The sequence below is a fragment of the Pseudarthrobacter sp. RHLT3-21 genome (genome assembly GCF_059383495.1).
The window spans coordinates 17,256-30,255 of record NZ_JBWZCI010000006.1 but is presented as its reverse complement, the minus strand read 5'-3'; the positions used below and the strand labels follow the sequence as shown (position 1 = coordinate 30,255).

The 13,000-nt window shown below is 66.0% G+C and carries 12 protein-coding genes and 2 riboswitches; of the genes, 4 read left to right on the top strand and 8 right to left on the bottom strand.

The features are described 5' to 3' along the window. Positions 1 to 23 precede the first annotated feature (23 nt). From AC50YA_RS08565 to AC50YA_RS08545, 5 genes are all read right to left on the bottom strand, one after another. Positions 24 to 524: an HNH endonuclease gene (locus AC50YA_RS08565; protein WP_494981864.1), complete on the bottom strand. Its 501-nt coding sequence runs from the start codon at positions 522 to 524 to the stop codon at positions 24 to 26. Positions 525 to 760: 236 nt separating this feature from the next. Continuing rightward, on the bottom strand, positions 761 to 1,507 hold the full coding sequence (locus tag AC50YA_RS08560; RefSeq protein ID WP_494981863.1) for an NlpC/P60 family protein: 747 nt from the start codon (positions 1,505 to 1,507) through the stop codon (positions 761 to 763). Positions 1,508 to 1,679: 172 nt separating this feature from the next. Next, the gene (locus AC50YA_RS08555; protein WP_494982034.1) at positions 1,680 to 2,354 is read right to left on the bottom strand and encodes a C40 family peptidase; all 675 of its coding nucleotides are present in this window, start codon (positions 2,352 to 2,354) and stop codon (positions 1,680 to 1,682) included. A gap of 70 nt (positions 2,355 to 2,424) precedes the next feature. After that, a riboswitch (cyclic di-AMP (ydaO/yuaA leader) is annotated at positions 2,425 to 2,587 on the bottom strand. A gap of 148 nt (positions 2,588 to 2,735) precedes the next feature. Further along, the gene (locus AC50YA_RS08550; RefSeq protein WP_494982033.1) at positions 2,736 to 3,554 is read right to left on the bottom strand and encodes a M23 family metallopeptidase; all 819 of its coding nucleotides are present in this window, start codon (positions 3,552 to 3,554) and stop codon (positions 2,736 to 2,738) included. A 9-nt stretch (positions 3,555 to 3,563) separates the two neighbouring features. Beyond that, a riboswitch (cyclic di-AMP (ydaO/yuaA leader) is annotated at positions 3,564 to 3,782 on the bottom strand. Between the two features lie 154 nt (positions 3,783 to 3,936). Continuing rightward, positions 3,937 to 4,632 carry an iron-dependent transcriptional repressor DtxR gene (locus AC50YA_RS08545; protein ID WP_494981862.1) on the bottom strand — a complete coding sequence of 232 codons (696 nt, stop codon included), beginning with the start codon at positions 4,630 to 4,632 and terminating at the stop codon, positions 3,937 to 3,939. A 275-nt stretch (positions 4,633 to 4,907) separates the two neighbouring features. Here AC50YA_RS08545 and serC point away from each other — a divergent pair, with 275 nt between their 5' ends. Then, on the top strand, positions 4,908 to 6,038 hold the full coding sequence (gene serC, locus AC50YA_RS08540) for a phosphoserine transaminase (protein WP_494981861.1): 1,131 nt from the start codon (positions 4,908 to 4,910) through the stop codon (positions 6,036 to 6,038). 67 nt (positions 6,039 to 6,105) lie between these two features. Here serC and AC50YA_RS08535 read toward each other — a convergent pair whose 3' ends face one another. The 3 genes from AC50YA_RS08535 to AC50YA_RS08525 are packed head-to-tail and all read right to left on the bottom strand — an operon-like array spanning position 6,106 to position 8,432. Continuing rightward, positions 6,106 to 7,440, bottom strand: coding sequence for an MFS transporter (locus AC50YA_RS08535; RefSeq protein ID WP_494981860.1), 1,335 nt, complete (start codon positions 7,438 to 7,440; stop codon positions 6,106 to 6,108). A gap of 44 nt (positions 7,441 to 7,484) precedes the next feature. Continuing rightward, a complete protein-coding gene (locus AC50YA_RS08530) occupies positions 7,485 to 8,039 on the bottom strand; it encodes a DUF3027 domain-containing protein (protein WP_494981859.1) in 555 nt (184 codons plus the stop codon). A 9-nt stretch (positions 8,040 to 8,048) separates the two neighbouring features. After that, positions 8,049 to 8,432: a cold-shock protein gene (locus AC50YA_RS08525; RefSeq protein WP_160677866.1), complete on the bottom strand. Its 384-nt coding sequence runs from the start codon at positions 8,430 to 8,432 to the stop codon at positions 8,049 to 8,051. 147 nt (positions 8,433 to 8,579) lie between these two features. On the opposite strand from AC50YA_RS08525, the gene AC50YA_RS08520 reads away from it, so the two are divergent. From AC50YA_RS08520 to AC50YA_RS08510, 3 genes are read left to right on the top strand one after another with little or no spacing between them, the layout of a single operon-like run. Then, positions 8,580 to 8,813 (top strand): hypothetical protein, encoded by a 234-nt coding sequence (locus AC50YA_RS08520; protein WP_252564047.1) that lies wholly within the window; start codon positions 8,580 to 8,582, stop codon positions 8,811 to 8,813. A gap of 10 nt (positions 8,814 to 8,823) precedes the next feature. Further along, positions 8,824 to 11,334 (top strand): helicase-associated domain-containing protein, encoded by a 2,511-nt coding sequence (locus AC50YA_RS08515; RefSeq protein ID WP_494981858.1) that lies wholly within the window; start codon positions 8,824 to 8,826, stop codon positions 11,332 to 11,334. 13 nt (positions 11,335 to 11,347) lie between these two features. Next, a complete protein-coding gene (locus AC50YA_RS08510) occupies positions 11,348 to 12,991 on the top strand; it encodes a DNA repair helicase XPB (RefSeq protein ID WP_494981857.1) in 1,644 nt (547 codons plus the stop codon). Positions 12,992 to 13,000 lie beyond the last annotated feature (9 nt).

Sequence of the window (13,000 nt, the reverse complement as noted above, 5' to 3'; positions counted from 1 at the left end):
GGAATTACCGTGCGGGCTGGAATTCAGGCGGCCTTTTCAGGCAGCAGGAACGGATCCCAGGCCGGCGTGGGCTTCTCAAGTTCCTTGATCTGCCAGATGGTGCCATGCGGCGGTTCCGGGACAAACCTGAGCTTCCAGCCCATTTCAGCCGGAGTGTGGTCGCCCTTGGTGTTGTTGCACCGGAGGCACGCGGCCGCCAGGTTCTCCCAGGAGTCGGCGCCGCCACGTGATTTGGGCTGCACATGGTCGATAGTGTGGGCAACTTTGCCGCAATACGCGCACCGGTGACCGTCCCGCCGAAGGACTCCGCGGCGGCTGACCGCGGTGCTCTGGTTGTATCTGGGGCGGATGTAGCGGTTCAGGAGAATCACGGACGGGCGGCCCAGGATGTCCTGCGGTCCCACCACGGGATCTTCGCCCTCGGCAATAACACTGGCCTTGCCCGTGAGCACAAGCACCAGCGCCCGGCGAAAGGTGACTACCGCCAGCGGTTCATATCCAGCATTCAGAACGAGAGTGCGCATGCACGTACCTCTTCGTGGCCGCACCCGTCAGGGGCACGAGGGCCGGCTGCCCCCGGCATATCCGGGCTATGGATCGACACCACAAGAGTAAACAAAGAATCCCGGAATCAACTAATCCCCGAAGTAACCGGGGTCACGTGTCGGGCCCGGGCACCCGTCCGGAGCAGTGCCGCGGCCCGGAGACAGCAAAGGACCCCCGCCGTGAGGCGAGGGTCCTTTGAAGACTGACTCTGGCGCTAGGACACGCGGATGAAGACCGGTCCTGAGCCAACGTTGGCGCTGAACACAACGGTCTGGTTGCCGTTGTAGCCGCCGTGCACTGCCTGGCCGTTACCGGCGTACACGGCAATGTGGGCCACGCCCGCGCCGCCGTCGGCGTAGTAGATCAGGTCGCCGGGCTGGGCCTCGGCGGCGCTCACGGTCTTACCCAGGGACAGGTAGCCGGCGGGCCAGCCGTGGTAGTTGATGCCCACGGCGGCCAGGGCGTTGGTCACCAGCATGGTGCAGTCCTGGCTGACGCCGAGCTGTGCGTAAGCAGCAGACAGGATGGCAGCACCCTTGCCGCTGGCAGCGACCGGAGCCGAAGGAGCAGCAGGAGTTGCTGACGCTACCTTGACGGTTGCCGCGGCCTTAGCCGGAGCTGGAGCTTCAACAACGGGCGCGGGAGCCTCAACCGGAGCCGGCGTGGTGGTCACGGCAGGCTTCTCGTAGGAGATGGCAATGGTGGACGCAGCCGAAATGATGGCCGGGGCGGAAACCTCAACCTCAAGGTTCGAAGCGGACGCACCTTCATGCTGGACTCCAGTGTCCGCCGCGTTCGCAGCGAGACCACTGGTCAGGACAAGGCCGGAAGCAGCAGCGATAACCGCAGCCTGACGGCCCATGCCACCGGCGTTGTCGCCGACAGCCTTGGCAATGACAGCCAGCGAGTTGGTCTTGGTGACCTCGGCGCGGTGCCGTGCAACAGTTGCACGTGTAGTCATTAATTTCTCTCTTTCGTTTTCCTCAGGACCGCGTGGGCAGCCCAAGGGCTTTGGACGCGCCGGCATCTTGGGGGTACGCCGGCACGCCCCGAACGGGGATTTAGCGAAGAGTTTCTGTCGAAGAAACGTGTTCCGGCAGCACTGGGCTGCAGGAACTACTGAAGTGCAGGACCTACGGGGCCATCGTGAAGAACGCGGAGGACCCCGTGGATGCCGCGGAGTGGAGCAGCGTGCCCTGTGACGGGTTCAGTGCGCTGATCATCATGCCGTTGCCGACGTAAATGCCGACGTGGGCGCCGCCATTCTGCATGACCAGGTCACCGGGAGCCGGTGTGGCGGTGGGCCGCATGGCGGTCCAGGCATTGGTGCGGGGAATGCTGATGCCGGCCTGGGCGTAGACCCACTGCGTGAAGCCTGAGCAGTCCCAGCCATTGGGAGTGGTGCCGCCCCAGAGGTAGGGGTGGCCGATACCGGTGTAGGCAAGTGCTGCCAGGCCCGAAGCGGCGGCGGAGGAGACAGTGTCAGCGAGCTTGGAGGCCGCGGCCTCGGTTGCGGCAGCACCCTGAGCCCCGGTTTCGGAGGCCGTGGACTGCGCACGGACCGTCTCAACCTTCGGTGCCGGCGTGGTCTTGATCACGGGGCGCTCGAAGGAAACGGTAGCCGTGGGCGCCGCAGTGACGGCAAGTGCCGTCTGCGCGGAACCGGACTCGGTGGAGGCGGATACGCCGGCGGTGGTGTCCGCGGCGTTGGCCGGAAGCCCCATGCTCAGGATCAGACCTGATGCAGCTGCGATAACAGCAGCCTGGCGACCTACGGTCCCGGCATTGGCACTGACCGCCTTGGACACGGAGCCCAAGGGGTTGGTGCGAACCGGTTGTGCGCGGTGACGCGCAGAATTATGGCGTGAAGACACGAAGGTAGCCTCTCCCAATGCCTGCGAGGTGAGCTGTCGGATTCGGATGGGAGTCACCCGGCCGCGCTGCTTCACAGTGGAAGCTTTGCGACTTAACCCCAAGGCCTTCAGAATCGAAGGCCAAAATTGGTTCCCCCGCCCCTGCCAGACGATGTCATGCGAACGGACCTTGAGCGGTGGCAGAGCTAGGCAATCCACTCAAGAACGTCAACTTCGGAAAAGTTGACGCGCTTTAGACGTTACAGGAGTTCCGAGCCAATGTCACATTCAGGTCACGGCACGTCGCTGCGATTCGATAGTTTGCCATCATTTGGGTCAGAGCCAGCCGGTGGGGTCAACCACTTCGCCATTGACCTGGACCTCGAAGTGGAGGTGGCAGCCCGTGGACGCGCCCGTGGTTCCGCTCAGGGCAACCACATCGCCGCGGCTGACCGTCTGGCCGACCTTGACGCTGGCGGAGGAGAGGTGGTTGTAGGTGGTTTCAAGGCCATTGCCGTGATCCACCACTACGCGGTTGCCGCCGCCGAACTGGTGCCAGCCAGCGAACGTCACAGTGCCGCTAGCGGCGGCCAGGACGGACGTCCCGCACTGTGCCACATAGTCCTGGCCGCGGTGGAAGTCTCCGGTGCCGCCGGTGATGGGGCTGACCCGGAATCCGAAGGGTGAGGCCGTAACCAGCTGGGCCAGCGGCGGGCCGAGGCTTCCGGCAGAGGCGGCGCGGGTTATGGATCCCGCGGACTGCGAGCTCAGCAGCTGCTTCAGCTTGCCGTCGGGGTCACCCTGGGTAACCACGGACGAGCGGCTGAAATCAATCTGGGCGGCGGCTTCGGCGGTAACTTCGGGCTGCGGAGCGGCGGAAACGGCCGACGCCGCCTGGCCGGGTTCCGGAGTGGCCATTACGGGGCCGGTCACAGGGACCGTCACGGTGAGCGCCAGGCCTGTTGCTGCCAAGGCGATGCCGGCCTTCTGGCCGAGGCCGCTGGCAGCGGCGAAATCGGTGATCTGCCGGAAGGGTCCCCGCCGGCGGCGTGCTTCCCGCTGCGGGTCGCGGGGCCTCTCCGCAGAGAAATCCTCGGCCGCTCTGGGCGCCGAAGCGGGGCCCACCGCGCGACGGCGGCCCCTGGAGTGTTGCATGGTCAAGAATGTTCCTCTCTGGGTAGCCTGCGAAGTTAGCTGTCGGATTCGGGTCAGAGAGTTCAAAGACCCGGTCCGCCGTGACAAGCACTTGGCGCAGAGATATCCCGTGAGGATCCTTCGCTGGAAGAGGCTTGCTGCTGACGGACTTCACCCCAAGGCAGTCTTGCGACTGCCGGTTGTGGTTCCCCCGCCTCTGCCAGTTGGTGACTCGTGCACCTGATCCGCTGGCAGAGCTCGGCTCCGGATCAGGTAACGCTTTTGTATCGACGCTGAGTTTCAACTATAGGTGATTAAGTTGGACAGTAACAATTCCGTTATCTTTGCGGAATCTGGAGCCACTGCGCTATAGCGCAGCCCCAGGCGGGGGACCGCCTGCCCGTCAGCTGACCGAAACGAAGACGTGCGATGCCACTTCAGGGGGCAGTTCAAGCGCCCCTTCAATTCCCGGAACCCGTACGGAAATGTACTCCCCCACGCGCTCCAGGGACACCGAAGCGCCGGGCCTGATTCCGCCTTCGTCCAGCTGGACCAGCAGCTCAGGTTCCACCTGGATGGGCTCGGCCAGCCGACTGACCGTCACGTTCGACGCCGGCCCGTAGCCCTGCATCGCATCAAGGAGATTAATCACAGCGGCGTCAGGCAACGCAGGCGCCGGCCCGCCCAGGGCGGCCAGCCCGGGGATGGGGTTGCCGTACGGGGACTCGGTGGGATGGTTGAGCAATTCGTAGATGCGCTGCTCAACGCGTTCGCTCATCACGTGCTCCCAGCGGCACGCTTCATCGTGGACGTAGGCCCAGTCCAGGCCAATCACATCCGCCAGGAGTCGTTCCGCCAGCCTGTGCTTGCGCATCACTTCCGTGGCGCGTTTCCGCCCGGCTTCGGTCAGCTCCAGGTGACGGTCTCCCGAGACCACCACCAGTCCGTCGCGTTCCATCCGGCCGATGGTTTGGGACACCGTGGGGCCGGAATGCCGCAGCCGTTCGGCGATGCGTGCGCGAAGAGCAACGATGTTCTCCTCTTCAAGCTCCAAAATGGTCCGAAGATACATCTCCGTAGTATCGATCAGATCCGTCATCCAGCTCAGCTCCTCGAGCGCAGTACCTTGCGTTGTCCCACCGTATCGCGTCCAGCAGCGGCGAGGTCCGGTAAAGAGCTTAGCCTATTTTGAATTTGTCCGGATAATCCCCGAACGGGGACAAACGGTCTCATTGGCCGGACTATGACGGCGCAGGTTCCCGCCCAATCGCGGGGTTCAGGCAGAATAAAGGAGGTCCTTATGCAGTCACTGCCGACTACCGGCCAACCCACCGCCCGGACGTGAGCCACGTCCATGCCGAAATTGGAGCCCCCGTGAGCGAAACCAGCATCACTATTCCTGCCGACCTCCTGCCAAAGGATGGACGGTTCGGCGCAGGCCCGTCCAAGGTCAGGCCGGAGCAGCTCGAAGCGCTCTCTGCGGCGTCCAAGACCATCCTGGGCACCTCCCACCGCCAGGCTCCCGTCAAGAACCTCGTAGGCTCCGTCCGTGAAGGCCTCAGCCAGTTCTTCCGCGCCCCCGAAGGCTACGAAGTGGTCCTCGGCGTGGGTGGCTCCACCGCTTTCTGGGACGTCGCCAGCTTCGGCCTGGTGGAGAAGAAGGCCCAGCACCTGTCCTTCGGCGAGTTCGGCTCCAAGTTCGCCTCAGCCACCAACAAGGCCCCGTTCCTGGACGCCTCCTCCATCATCAAGTCAGAGCCCGGCACGCACCCGGTATCGGCCGCCGAGGCAGGCGTGGATGTCTACGCCTGGCCGCAGAACGAAACCTCCACCGGTGTCGCGGCTCCGGTCAAGCGCGTTGCGGGCGCCGACGCCGGTTCCCTGGTCCTGGTGGACGCCACCTCCGCAGCCGGCGGCCTGGACGTGGACGTCTCCGAGGCCGACGTCTACTACTTCGCCCCGCAGAAGAACTTCGCGTCCGACGGCGGCCTGTGGCTGGGCCTCTTCTCCCCCGCCGCGCTGGAACGCGCCGCCCGGGTCAAAGCCAGCGGCCGCTGGATTCCGGATTTCCTGGACCTCCAGACCGCCATCGACAACTCCAAGCTGAACCAGACCTACAACACGCCCTCGCTCTCCACGCTGGTGACCCTCGACGCGCAGGTGCAGTGGCTGAACGCCAACGGCGGCCTGGACTTCGCGTCCGCCCGCACCGCTGACTCCGCCGGCCGGATCTACTCCTGGGCCGAGGCCTCCGAGTACGCGACCCCGTTTGTGGCCAAGGCGGAGGACCGTTCCAACGTCATCGCCACCATCGACTTCGACGACTCGATCGACGCCGCCGCGATCGCCAAGGTCCTGCGGGCCAACGGGATCGTGGACACCGAGCCGTACCGCAAGCTGGGCCGCAACCAGCTCCGGATCGCCACGTTTGTGGCCATCGAGCCGGCCGACGTCTCCGCACTGCTGGCAAGCATCGACTACGTGGTGGGCGAACTGCGCAGGTAGCGCTCCCGCAGCGTACCGCTGCCGTTACCGCGGCTGCCGTTGTGGCACGAGCGGTAACGTGACGGCGTCAGCGTCCGACGGCGTCGTCCGGGTTTTCGTCCCGGGCGGCGCCGTTTGCGTTGTCCCCCGGTTGTTGGACGCCCAGATGGGAGACAACGCCGAAGTACCGCAGGCCGCGGGCGCGCCGGTTGAAGGTGAGCCGGAGCTGCTGCGCGCGGATGATCCAGATCATTCCGATCACGGCGGCGATGATCCCTGAGGCGGCCGCCACGGCAAGCGACCACCGGGGGCCGGCGACGTTGGCCACCCATCCCACCAGCGGGGCGCCGATGGGTGTTCCGCCCATAAAGATGGCCATGTACAGGGCCATGACCCTGCCCCGCATGACGGGATCGGTGGTGGTCTGGACGTAACCGTTGGCGCTGGTCATCATGGTGATCGCGAACAGGCCCACCGGCACCAGCGCGACGCCGAACCAGAAGTAGTCCGGGGCTAGCGCGGCCAGTCCCGAGGTCACCCCGAAGGCAGCTGATGCGCCGAAGATCATCCGCAGGCGGGGCTTGCCGCGGCCGGCCGAGAGCAGCGCACCCGCCACGGAACCGATGGCCATGATGGAATTCATAAGCCCGAAGGCGCTGGCGTCCAGCCCGAATTCCGTACCCACCATGGCGGCGATGAACAGCACGAAGTTAAGCCCGAGTGTTCCCACGATGAACACGGCGACGAGGACCACCAGAATGTCCGGCCGGAACCGGACATAGCGCAGCCCTTCTCTGATGCGGCCCTTGCCCGGAGCCGCCCGGGGAAGCTGGCGCAGTGACGCTGAGGGGATTTTCCACAGGCTCAGGAGCATGGCCAGGAACGTGGCGGTATTGATCAGGAACACCCAGCCGGGACCTACCGCCACGGTGAGGATGCCGGCCACCGCGGGTCCGATCATGCGGGCGACATTGAAAGAGGCGCTGTTCAGTGCTACGGCGTTGGGGAGGTAGTCGTCCCGGACAAGCTCCGAAACGAAGGTCTGGCGCACCGGGGCATCGAGGGCGGAGACCATGCCCAGCAGCAGGGCGAAGCCGTAGACGTGCCACAGCTGGCCGGCGCCGAGGACCACCAGGACGCCTAGTCCGGTGCTCAGGAGGGCCATCACTGACTGCGTCATGATCAGCAGCTGCCGGCGGCTGTACCGGTCAGCCACGAGGCCGGCGACGGGCGCCAGGAACAGCTGCGGCCCCAGCTGCAGTGCCATGGTGATGCCCATGGCTCCGGCGTCGTGATCGGTGAGGTGGTCAAACACCAGCCAGTCCTGGGCCGTCCGTTGCATCCAGGTTCCGATGTTGGAAACCAGTGCGCCGATGAACCAGATCCGGTAGTTGAGGATGTGCAGGGATTTGAAGGTGGACATCAGTGCCGGCCTTCTTGGTTCTCAACCCTGCGCATTTTCAACTGCTAGTCAGCCTCGCCGGCAGGCTCGTCGTCCTCGGATTCTTCGTCCTGGCCTTCGGACCCGGGAGTGTCAGCCTGCGAAGTATCCGGCTCCGAAGTATCCGGCTGCGAAGCGAAAGCCTCCGCAGCGGGTGACTCCTCTTCCTCTGCCGCCCTGGCGTCCTCGGGGCGGACGCGCTCGGCCCACGGCACCCACTCCGGGGAGAGGATGGAGTCCTCCGACGGCAGGAGCCCAAGCTCGCTGACCGTGACCACCTTGGAGCGGGAGTTCCTGGTCAGGACCGCGTACCACTGCCAGCCGTGGTAGCCGGCCATTTTTGACTCGAAGAGGTGTGTGACCAGGCGGTCGCCCTCGCTTTTGGCGGCCAGGTGCGCACCGATGTCCGACCCCGCAGTGATGCCTTCGATGGCGGCTCGCGCCTCGCCAACGGCAGCAGCGAGGAAGGCATCCGGCTTTCCGGTACGCCACAAGGGCACGCCGGTACGGCGCGTGGCCTCGGCTTTGGCGCCCTCCGTCTCCGGTGCTGTGGTGTCCGGCTGTTCAGCTTCCGCGTTCATGGCCAAGACCTAGACGTCCAGCTCGTCGGCAACCTTACGCAGGGCAGCCGCGATGGCCTTGCCCTTGTTGCCTTCCGGGTATTTGCCCGCGGACAGGGTTCCGGAGAGGTTGTCCAGGACGCTGACCAGGTCCTGGACGAGCGGCGCGAGGTCCCGGGCGCTGGGCCGCTTGGCCTTGGCGATGGACGGCGTCTTGTCCAGGACGCGCAGGCCCAGGGCCTGGGCACCCTTGCGGCCGTCGGCAACGCCGAACTCAACCCGCGTGCCGGCCTTCAGCTCCGTGATGCCGTCGGGCAGCGATGATTTGGGCAGGAAGACTTCCTGGCCGTCCTCGCCTGCGAGGAATCCGAAACCCTTTTCCTTGTCATACCACTTGACCTTGCCGGTAGGCACGTAATCAACCTTCTTCGTTCTGACGTCTTCTGACACGGCCGGCAGTCACCGCATCCGCACTGATGTGCGGGTTCAGGGTATGACAGCGACGGACCGTATTGGTCTGTTCCTCAAGGTTACCGGTCGCCGGCTGTTAGCGTTACCTGCATGACACCCTCGCGATACCGGCGCCCACTGATGATCTGCGCAGCGGTTGTTGCCATGCTTTCCCTCGTGGCGGTGGGAGCCGTCATGGCGCTGGCCTTCGCAGGCTCCGCTGCTCCGGCCTGGGTCACCGCCACCGCCCTCTACGGGTTGCCTGTTGCGTTCCTGCTGATGCTGTTCCTGGTCCTGGACAGCGTGGCGGGCCGGCGCCGGGCAGGAAAGTCCAGCGGGCGGTAACGTTGGACTGATGTCCCTTATCCGCGCGCTCAGCAGAGAACTGGAAGCACGCAGCGATGACTCGTTGCGGGCGCTCTTTGCAGCGCGGCCGGACCTTATGTCCCCCGCAGTTCCTGACTTTTCCGCCCTGGCCGCGCGGGCAAGCGCGAGGGTCAGCGTCCAGCGTGCGCTTGAACGGCTCAACCGGCCACAGATGCAGGTGCTGGAAACCCTGCATCTGTGCACCAACACGGACACCGAACACAGCGCATCGGCGGCGGGCGTCCGGAAACTCATTGCAGGGTCCTCGGTGGCGGCGCTGGAACGCATCCTGGCCTCGCTCCAGGAACTGGCTTTGGTGCACCGGGCCGAGCCGCCGCATGGAACGGCTGTTTCGGGCCACCGCCAGCGCTACTACCTGCCGGTGGGAAGCCTCAAGGACGTGGTGGGAATCTATCCTGCCGGACTGGGGCGCAGCTACACCGAACTGGTCAGGCTTCAGCCCACGTTTGCCCAGCGCGTAGTCCAGCTCGTCGCCGAGCTGCACCGCAGCGGCGTCTCCATCCAGAACGCCACCACCCCCATGGAGGCAGCCCTCGCGCTGCAGCATTGGACATCCTCACCCGAGGCGCTCAGCGCGGCTTTGGCCGGCGCCCCGGAACGCACGACGGCGTTGCTCGCCAAATTCCGCAACTGGGCCATGGGTGCCGTCCCCCAGGCGCAACGGAAAGCGTCGGTCTCGAACCAGGGCGCCGACGTCGGGCCCGTTGACTGGCTCCTGGCCCGCGGCCTCCTTGTCCCCCTGGACGCTGCGCACGTGGAACTGCCGCACAGTGTGGGGCTATCCCTGCGCGGCGGCGCCGTCATCAATGACTTCTCCCTTTCCCCGCCGGTTCCGGAGCTGGGCAGCACCACCGCTGCGCTTCGCCGGAACGCGGCGCTGGGCGCCATCGCTGAAACCCTCCGGCTGGTGGGTGATCTCCTCCACGCCGTCCGCGAACAGCCGCTGGCCACGCTGCGCAGCGGCGGCGTCGGTGTCCGGGAAATGAAGCGGCTGGCCGAGACGCTGCGCATCGACCAGCACCGGGCGGGCCTCCTGCTGGAGCTCAGCGCCCTCTCCGGCCTGTTGCGCCTTGATGTGGACTCGTCCTCCTGGGTGCAGCCCCCGCAGCTGGAGTGGCTGGCCCTCCCCCGCCAGGAGCAGTGGCTATGGCTGGTCAACGCCTGGCTCGCGAGCGAGCGTGTGCCCTCACTGGTAGGTCAGCCCGTTAATGGCCCCGGCGGCGTCCCTGCCGCGCACCGCGCCCTGGCCGGGAACACCGTTAATGCCCTTTCAGCCGAGGCGCAGCGGCCGGACGCCCCTGTGGTCAGGAAGCGGATCCTGGAAATACTGGAAGAGCTCACCCAGGAGGCTGCCGCTGCGGACGGCACGGCACCGGTCCTGGATGCCGCGGCAGTGCTCCAGCGGGCTGAATGGACGCAGCCGCGGATGGCGCGCCGGTTCAGTTCCCTGATCAGGGGTGTGCTGGCGGAAGCGGAGCTGCTCGGATTGATCGGCTCCGGTGCGTTGAGCCAGCTGGGGAGCGCCATTGCCGAAGACAAGCCGGACGAAGCTTTGGGCATCCTGGGCGAGCATCTGCCTGCGGCGCTGAACCACGTCCTGCTCCAGGCGGACCTGACGGCAGTTGCCCCGGGTTACCTGGCTCCGGAGCTGGCAGAAAAGCTTCTGGTGATGGCCGACGCCGAGGGGCAGGGGCCCGCCACCATCTACCGGTTCTCCGCCAACTCGGTCCGGCGGGCGCTGGACGCCGGGCATGACGCGTCGAGCCTGCTGGAGTTCCTCCGTGAGCATTCGGCCACGGCCGTGCCCCAACCCTTGGAATACCTGGTGGAGGACACCGCGTCCCGGCACGGCCGGCTCCGGGTGGGAACGGCCGCCAGCTTTATCCAAAGCGATGATGAGGCAACGGTGCTGGAGCTGGCGGTGGAGTCCAAGGCGGCCGGCCTGGGGCTGGCCCGGATTGCGCCCACGGTGCTGATCTCCACGGCTCCGCCGCGGGAAACAGCGCAGGTCCTGCGCGGACTGGGCCTGTCGCCGTCGGTGGACCAGGCCGAACCCGGAGTGGTCCGGCTCCGCCGCACCGCCGGTGTTCCGGGCAGTGCCCGCCCCGTCTACACAGCGCCGCGGACCGCGCCCGCCGAGGACGATGTCGTTGCGCAGCTGGCCGTCCTGCGGAACGGGCGGGCCGTCCTGCGGAACGGGCGGGCCGGCGCCTCCGGAAACCACACACATGCAGTGCCTGGCACCGGCGAAGCTGCCACCCAGCTTGGTCTGGAGACCCTGCAGCGTGCTATCCGGCTCAAGCAGCGCGTGAGCATGAACGTGGTGGACAACCAGGGGAATTCCTGCCTTGAGACAGTGGTTCCCCTGTCCGTAAACGGCGGTCGCGTCAGGGTCTTCGATCCTGCCAAGGAAACCGAGCGGGTACTCTCCATCCACCGCATTATCGATATTGAGGCCGCAGAAGAACTGCGCCAGTGAAGGACTCCCCCGCGTGAACGACGGCCCGCTGATCGTCCAAAGTGACAAAACCATCCTGCTCGAGGTGGACCACGAACTGGCCACCGAGGCGCGCCACGCGATCGCCCCCTTCGCTGAACTGGAACGCGCCCCGGAGCACATGCACAGTTACCGCCTGACGCCGCTGGGCCTTTGGAACGCACGCGCCGCCGGCCTGGACGCGGAGAAGGTCCTGGACACCCTGCTCAAATACTCGCGGTTCCCGGTGCCGCATTCGCTGCTGATCGACGTCGAAGAAACCATGTCCCGGTACGGGCGGCTGCGGCTGGAGAAGGACCCGCAGCACGGCCTGGTGATGCGCACGGACGACTACCCGGTGTTGGAAGAGGTCATTCGGGCCAAAAAAATTCAGCCCCTGCTGGGGCCGCGGATCGACGGCGAAACCATTGTGGTCCACTCCTCGCAGCGCGGCCAGCTCAAGCAGCTGCTCCTGAAAATCGGGTGGCCGGCGGAGGATCTGGCCGGTTATGTGGACGGCACACCCCACCTGATTGCCCTGAACGAGGACGGCTGGAAGCTCCGCCCCTACCAGCAGCTCGCCACCGAGAATTTCTGGGCCGGCGGCAGCGGTGTGGTGGTCCTGCCCTGCGGCGCCGGGAAAACCCTGGTGGGTGCCGCGGCTATGGCCACAAGCTCCACCACAACCCTCATCCTGGTGACCAACACGGTGGCCGCCCGGCAGTGGAAAGACGAGCTGCTTAAGCGGACGTCCCTGACGGAGGATGAAATCGGCGAGTACTCGGGCTCGGTCAAGGAGGTCCGCCCGGTCACCATCGCCACGTACCAGGTCCTCACCACCAAGCGTGGTGGCCTGTACGCTCACCTGGAGCTACTGGATGGCCACGACTGGGGCCTGATCATCTATGACGAAGTCCACCTTCTGCCGGCGCCGATCTTCCGGATGACCGCGGACCTGCAGGCCCGCCGTCGGCTGGGCCTCACCGCCACCCTGGTCCGCGAGGACGGTCGCGAAGGCGAGGTCTTCAGCCTGATCGGGCCCAAACGGTACGACGCGCCCTGGAAGGACATCGAAGCGCAGGGCTACATCGCCCCAGCGGACTGCGTGGAGGTCCGGATTGACCTGCCGCGGGACGAACGCGTGGCCTATGCCATGGCCGAGGACGCGGACAAGTACCGGCTGTGCGCCACGTCCGAGTCCAAGACCCTGATCGTGGAACAGCTGGTGGCCCGGCACCAGGGCGAGCAGCTGCTGGTGATCGGGCAATACATTGACCAGCTGGACGAGATCGGCGAGCGCCTGCAGGCTCCCGTCATCAAGGGCGACACCTCCGTCAAGGAACGGCAGAAGCTCTTCGATGCCTTCCGCGCCGGCGACGTGCACACCCTGGTGGTGTCCAAGGTGGCCAACTTCTCCATCGACCTGCCGGAGGCCTCGGTGGCCATCCAGGTCTCCGGTTCTTTCGGGTCGCGGCAAGAGGAAGCCCAGCGCCTGGGCCGGCTGCTGCGCCCCAAGAAGGACGGCCGGGCGGCCCGCTTCTACTCGCTGGTGGCACGGGACACCCTGGACCAGGATTTCGCGGCCAAACGGCAACGCTTCCTGGCAGAGCAGGGATATGCCTACCGGATCATGGATGCCAAGGATGCAGGCGCCGCCTGACAAGTGCCC

Excerpts from the sequence above, each read along its gene's own strand:
- AC50YA_RS08565 (WP_494981864.1), bottom strand. The coding sequence starts at position 524 with ATGCGCACTCTCGTTCTGAATGCTGGATATGAACCGCTGGCGGTAGTC.
- AC50YA_RS08560 (WP_494981863.1), bottom strand. The coding sequence starts at position 1,507 with ATGACTACACGTGCAACTGTTGCACGGCACCGCGCCGAGGTCACCAAG.
- AC50YA_RS08550 (WP_494982033.1), bottom strand. The coding sequence starts at position 3,554 with ATGCAACACTCCAGGGGCCGCCGTCGCGCGGTGGGCCCCGCTTCGGCG.
- AC50YA_RS08545 (WP_494981862.1), bottom strand. The coding sequence starts at position 4,632 with ATGACGGATCTGATCGATACTACGGAGATGTATCTTCGGACCATTTTG.
- AC50YA_RS08535 (WP_494981860.1), bottom strand. The coding sequence starts at position 7,440 with ATGTCCACCTTCAAATCCCTGCACATCCTCAACTACCGGATCTGGTTC.
- AC50YA_RS08530 (WP_494981859.1), bottom strand. The coding sequence starts at position 8,039 with ATGAACGCGGAAGCTGAACAGCCGGACACCACAGCACCGGAGACGGAG.
- AC50YA_RS08520 (WP_252564047.1), top strand. The coding sequence starts at position 8,580 with ATGACACCCTCGCGATACCGGCGCCCACTGATGATCTGCGCAGCGGTT.
- AC50YA_RS08515 (WP_494981858.1), top strand. The coding sequence starts at position 8,824 with ATGTCCCTTATCCGCGCGCTCAGCAGAGAACTGGAAGCACGCAGCGAT.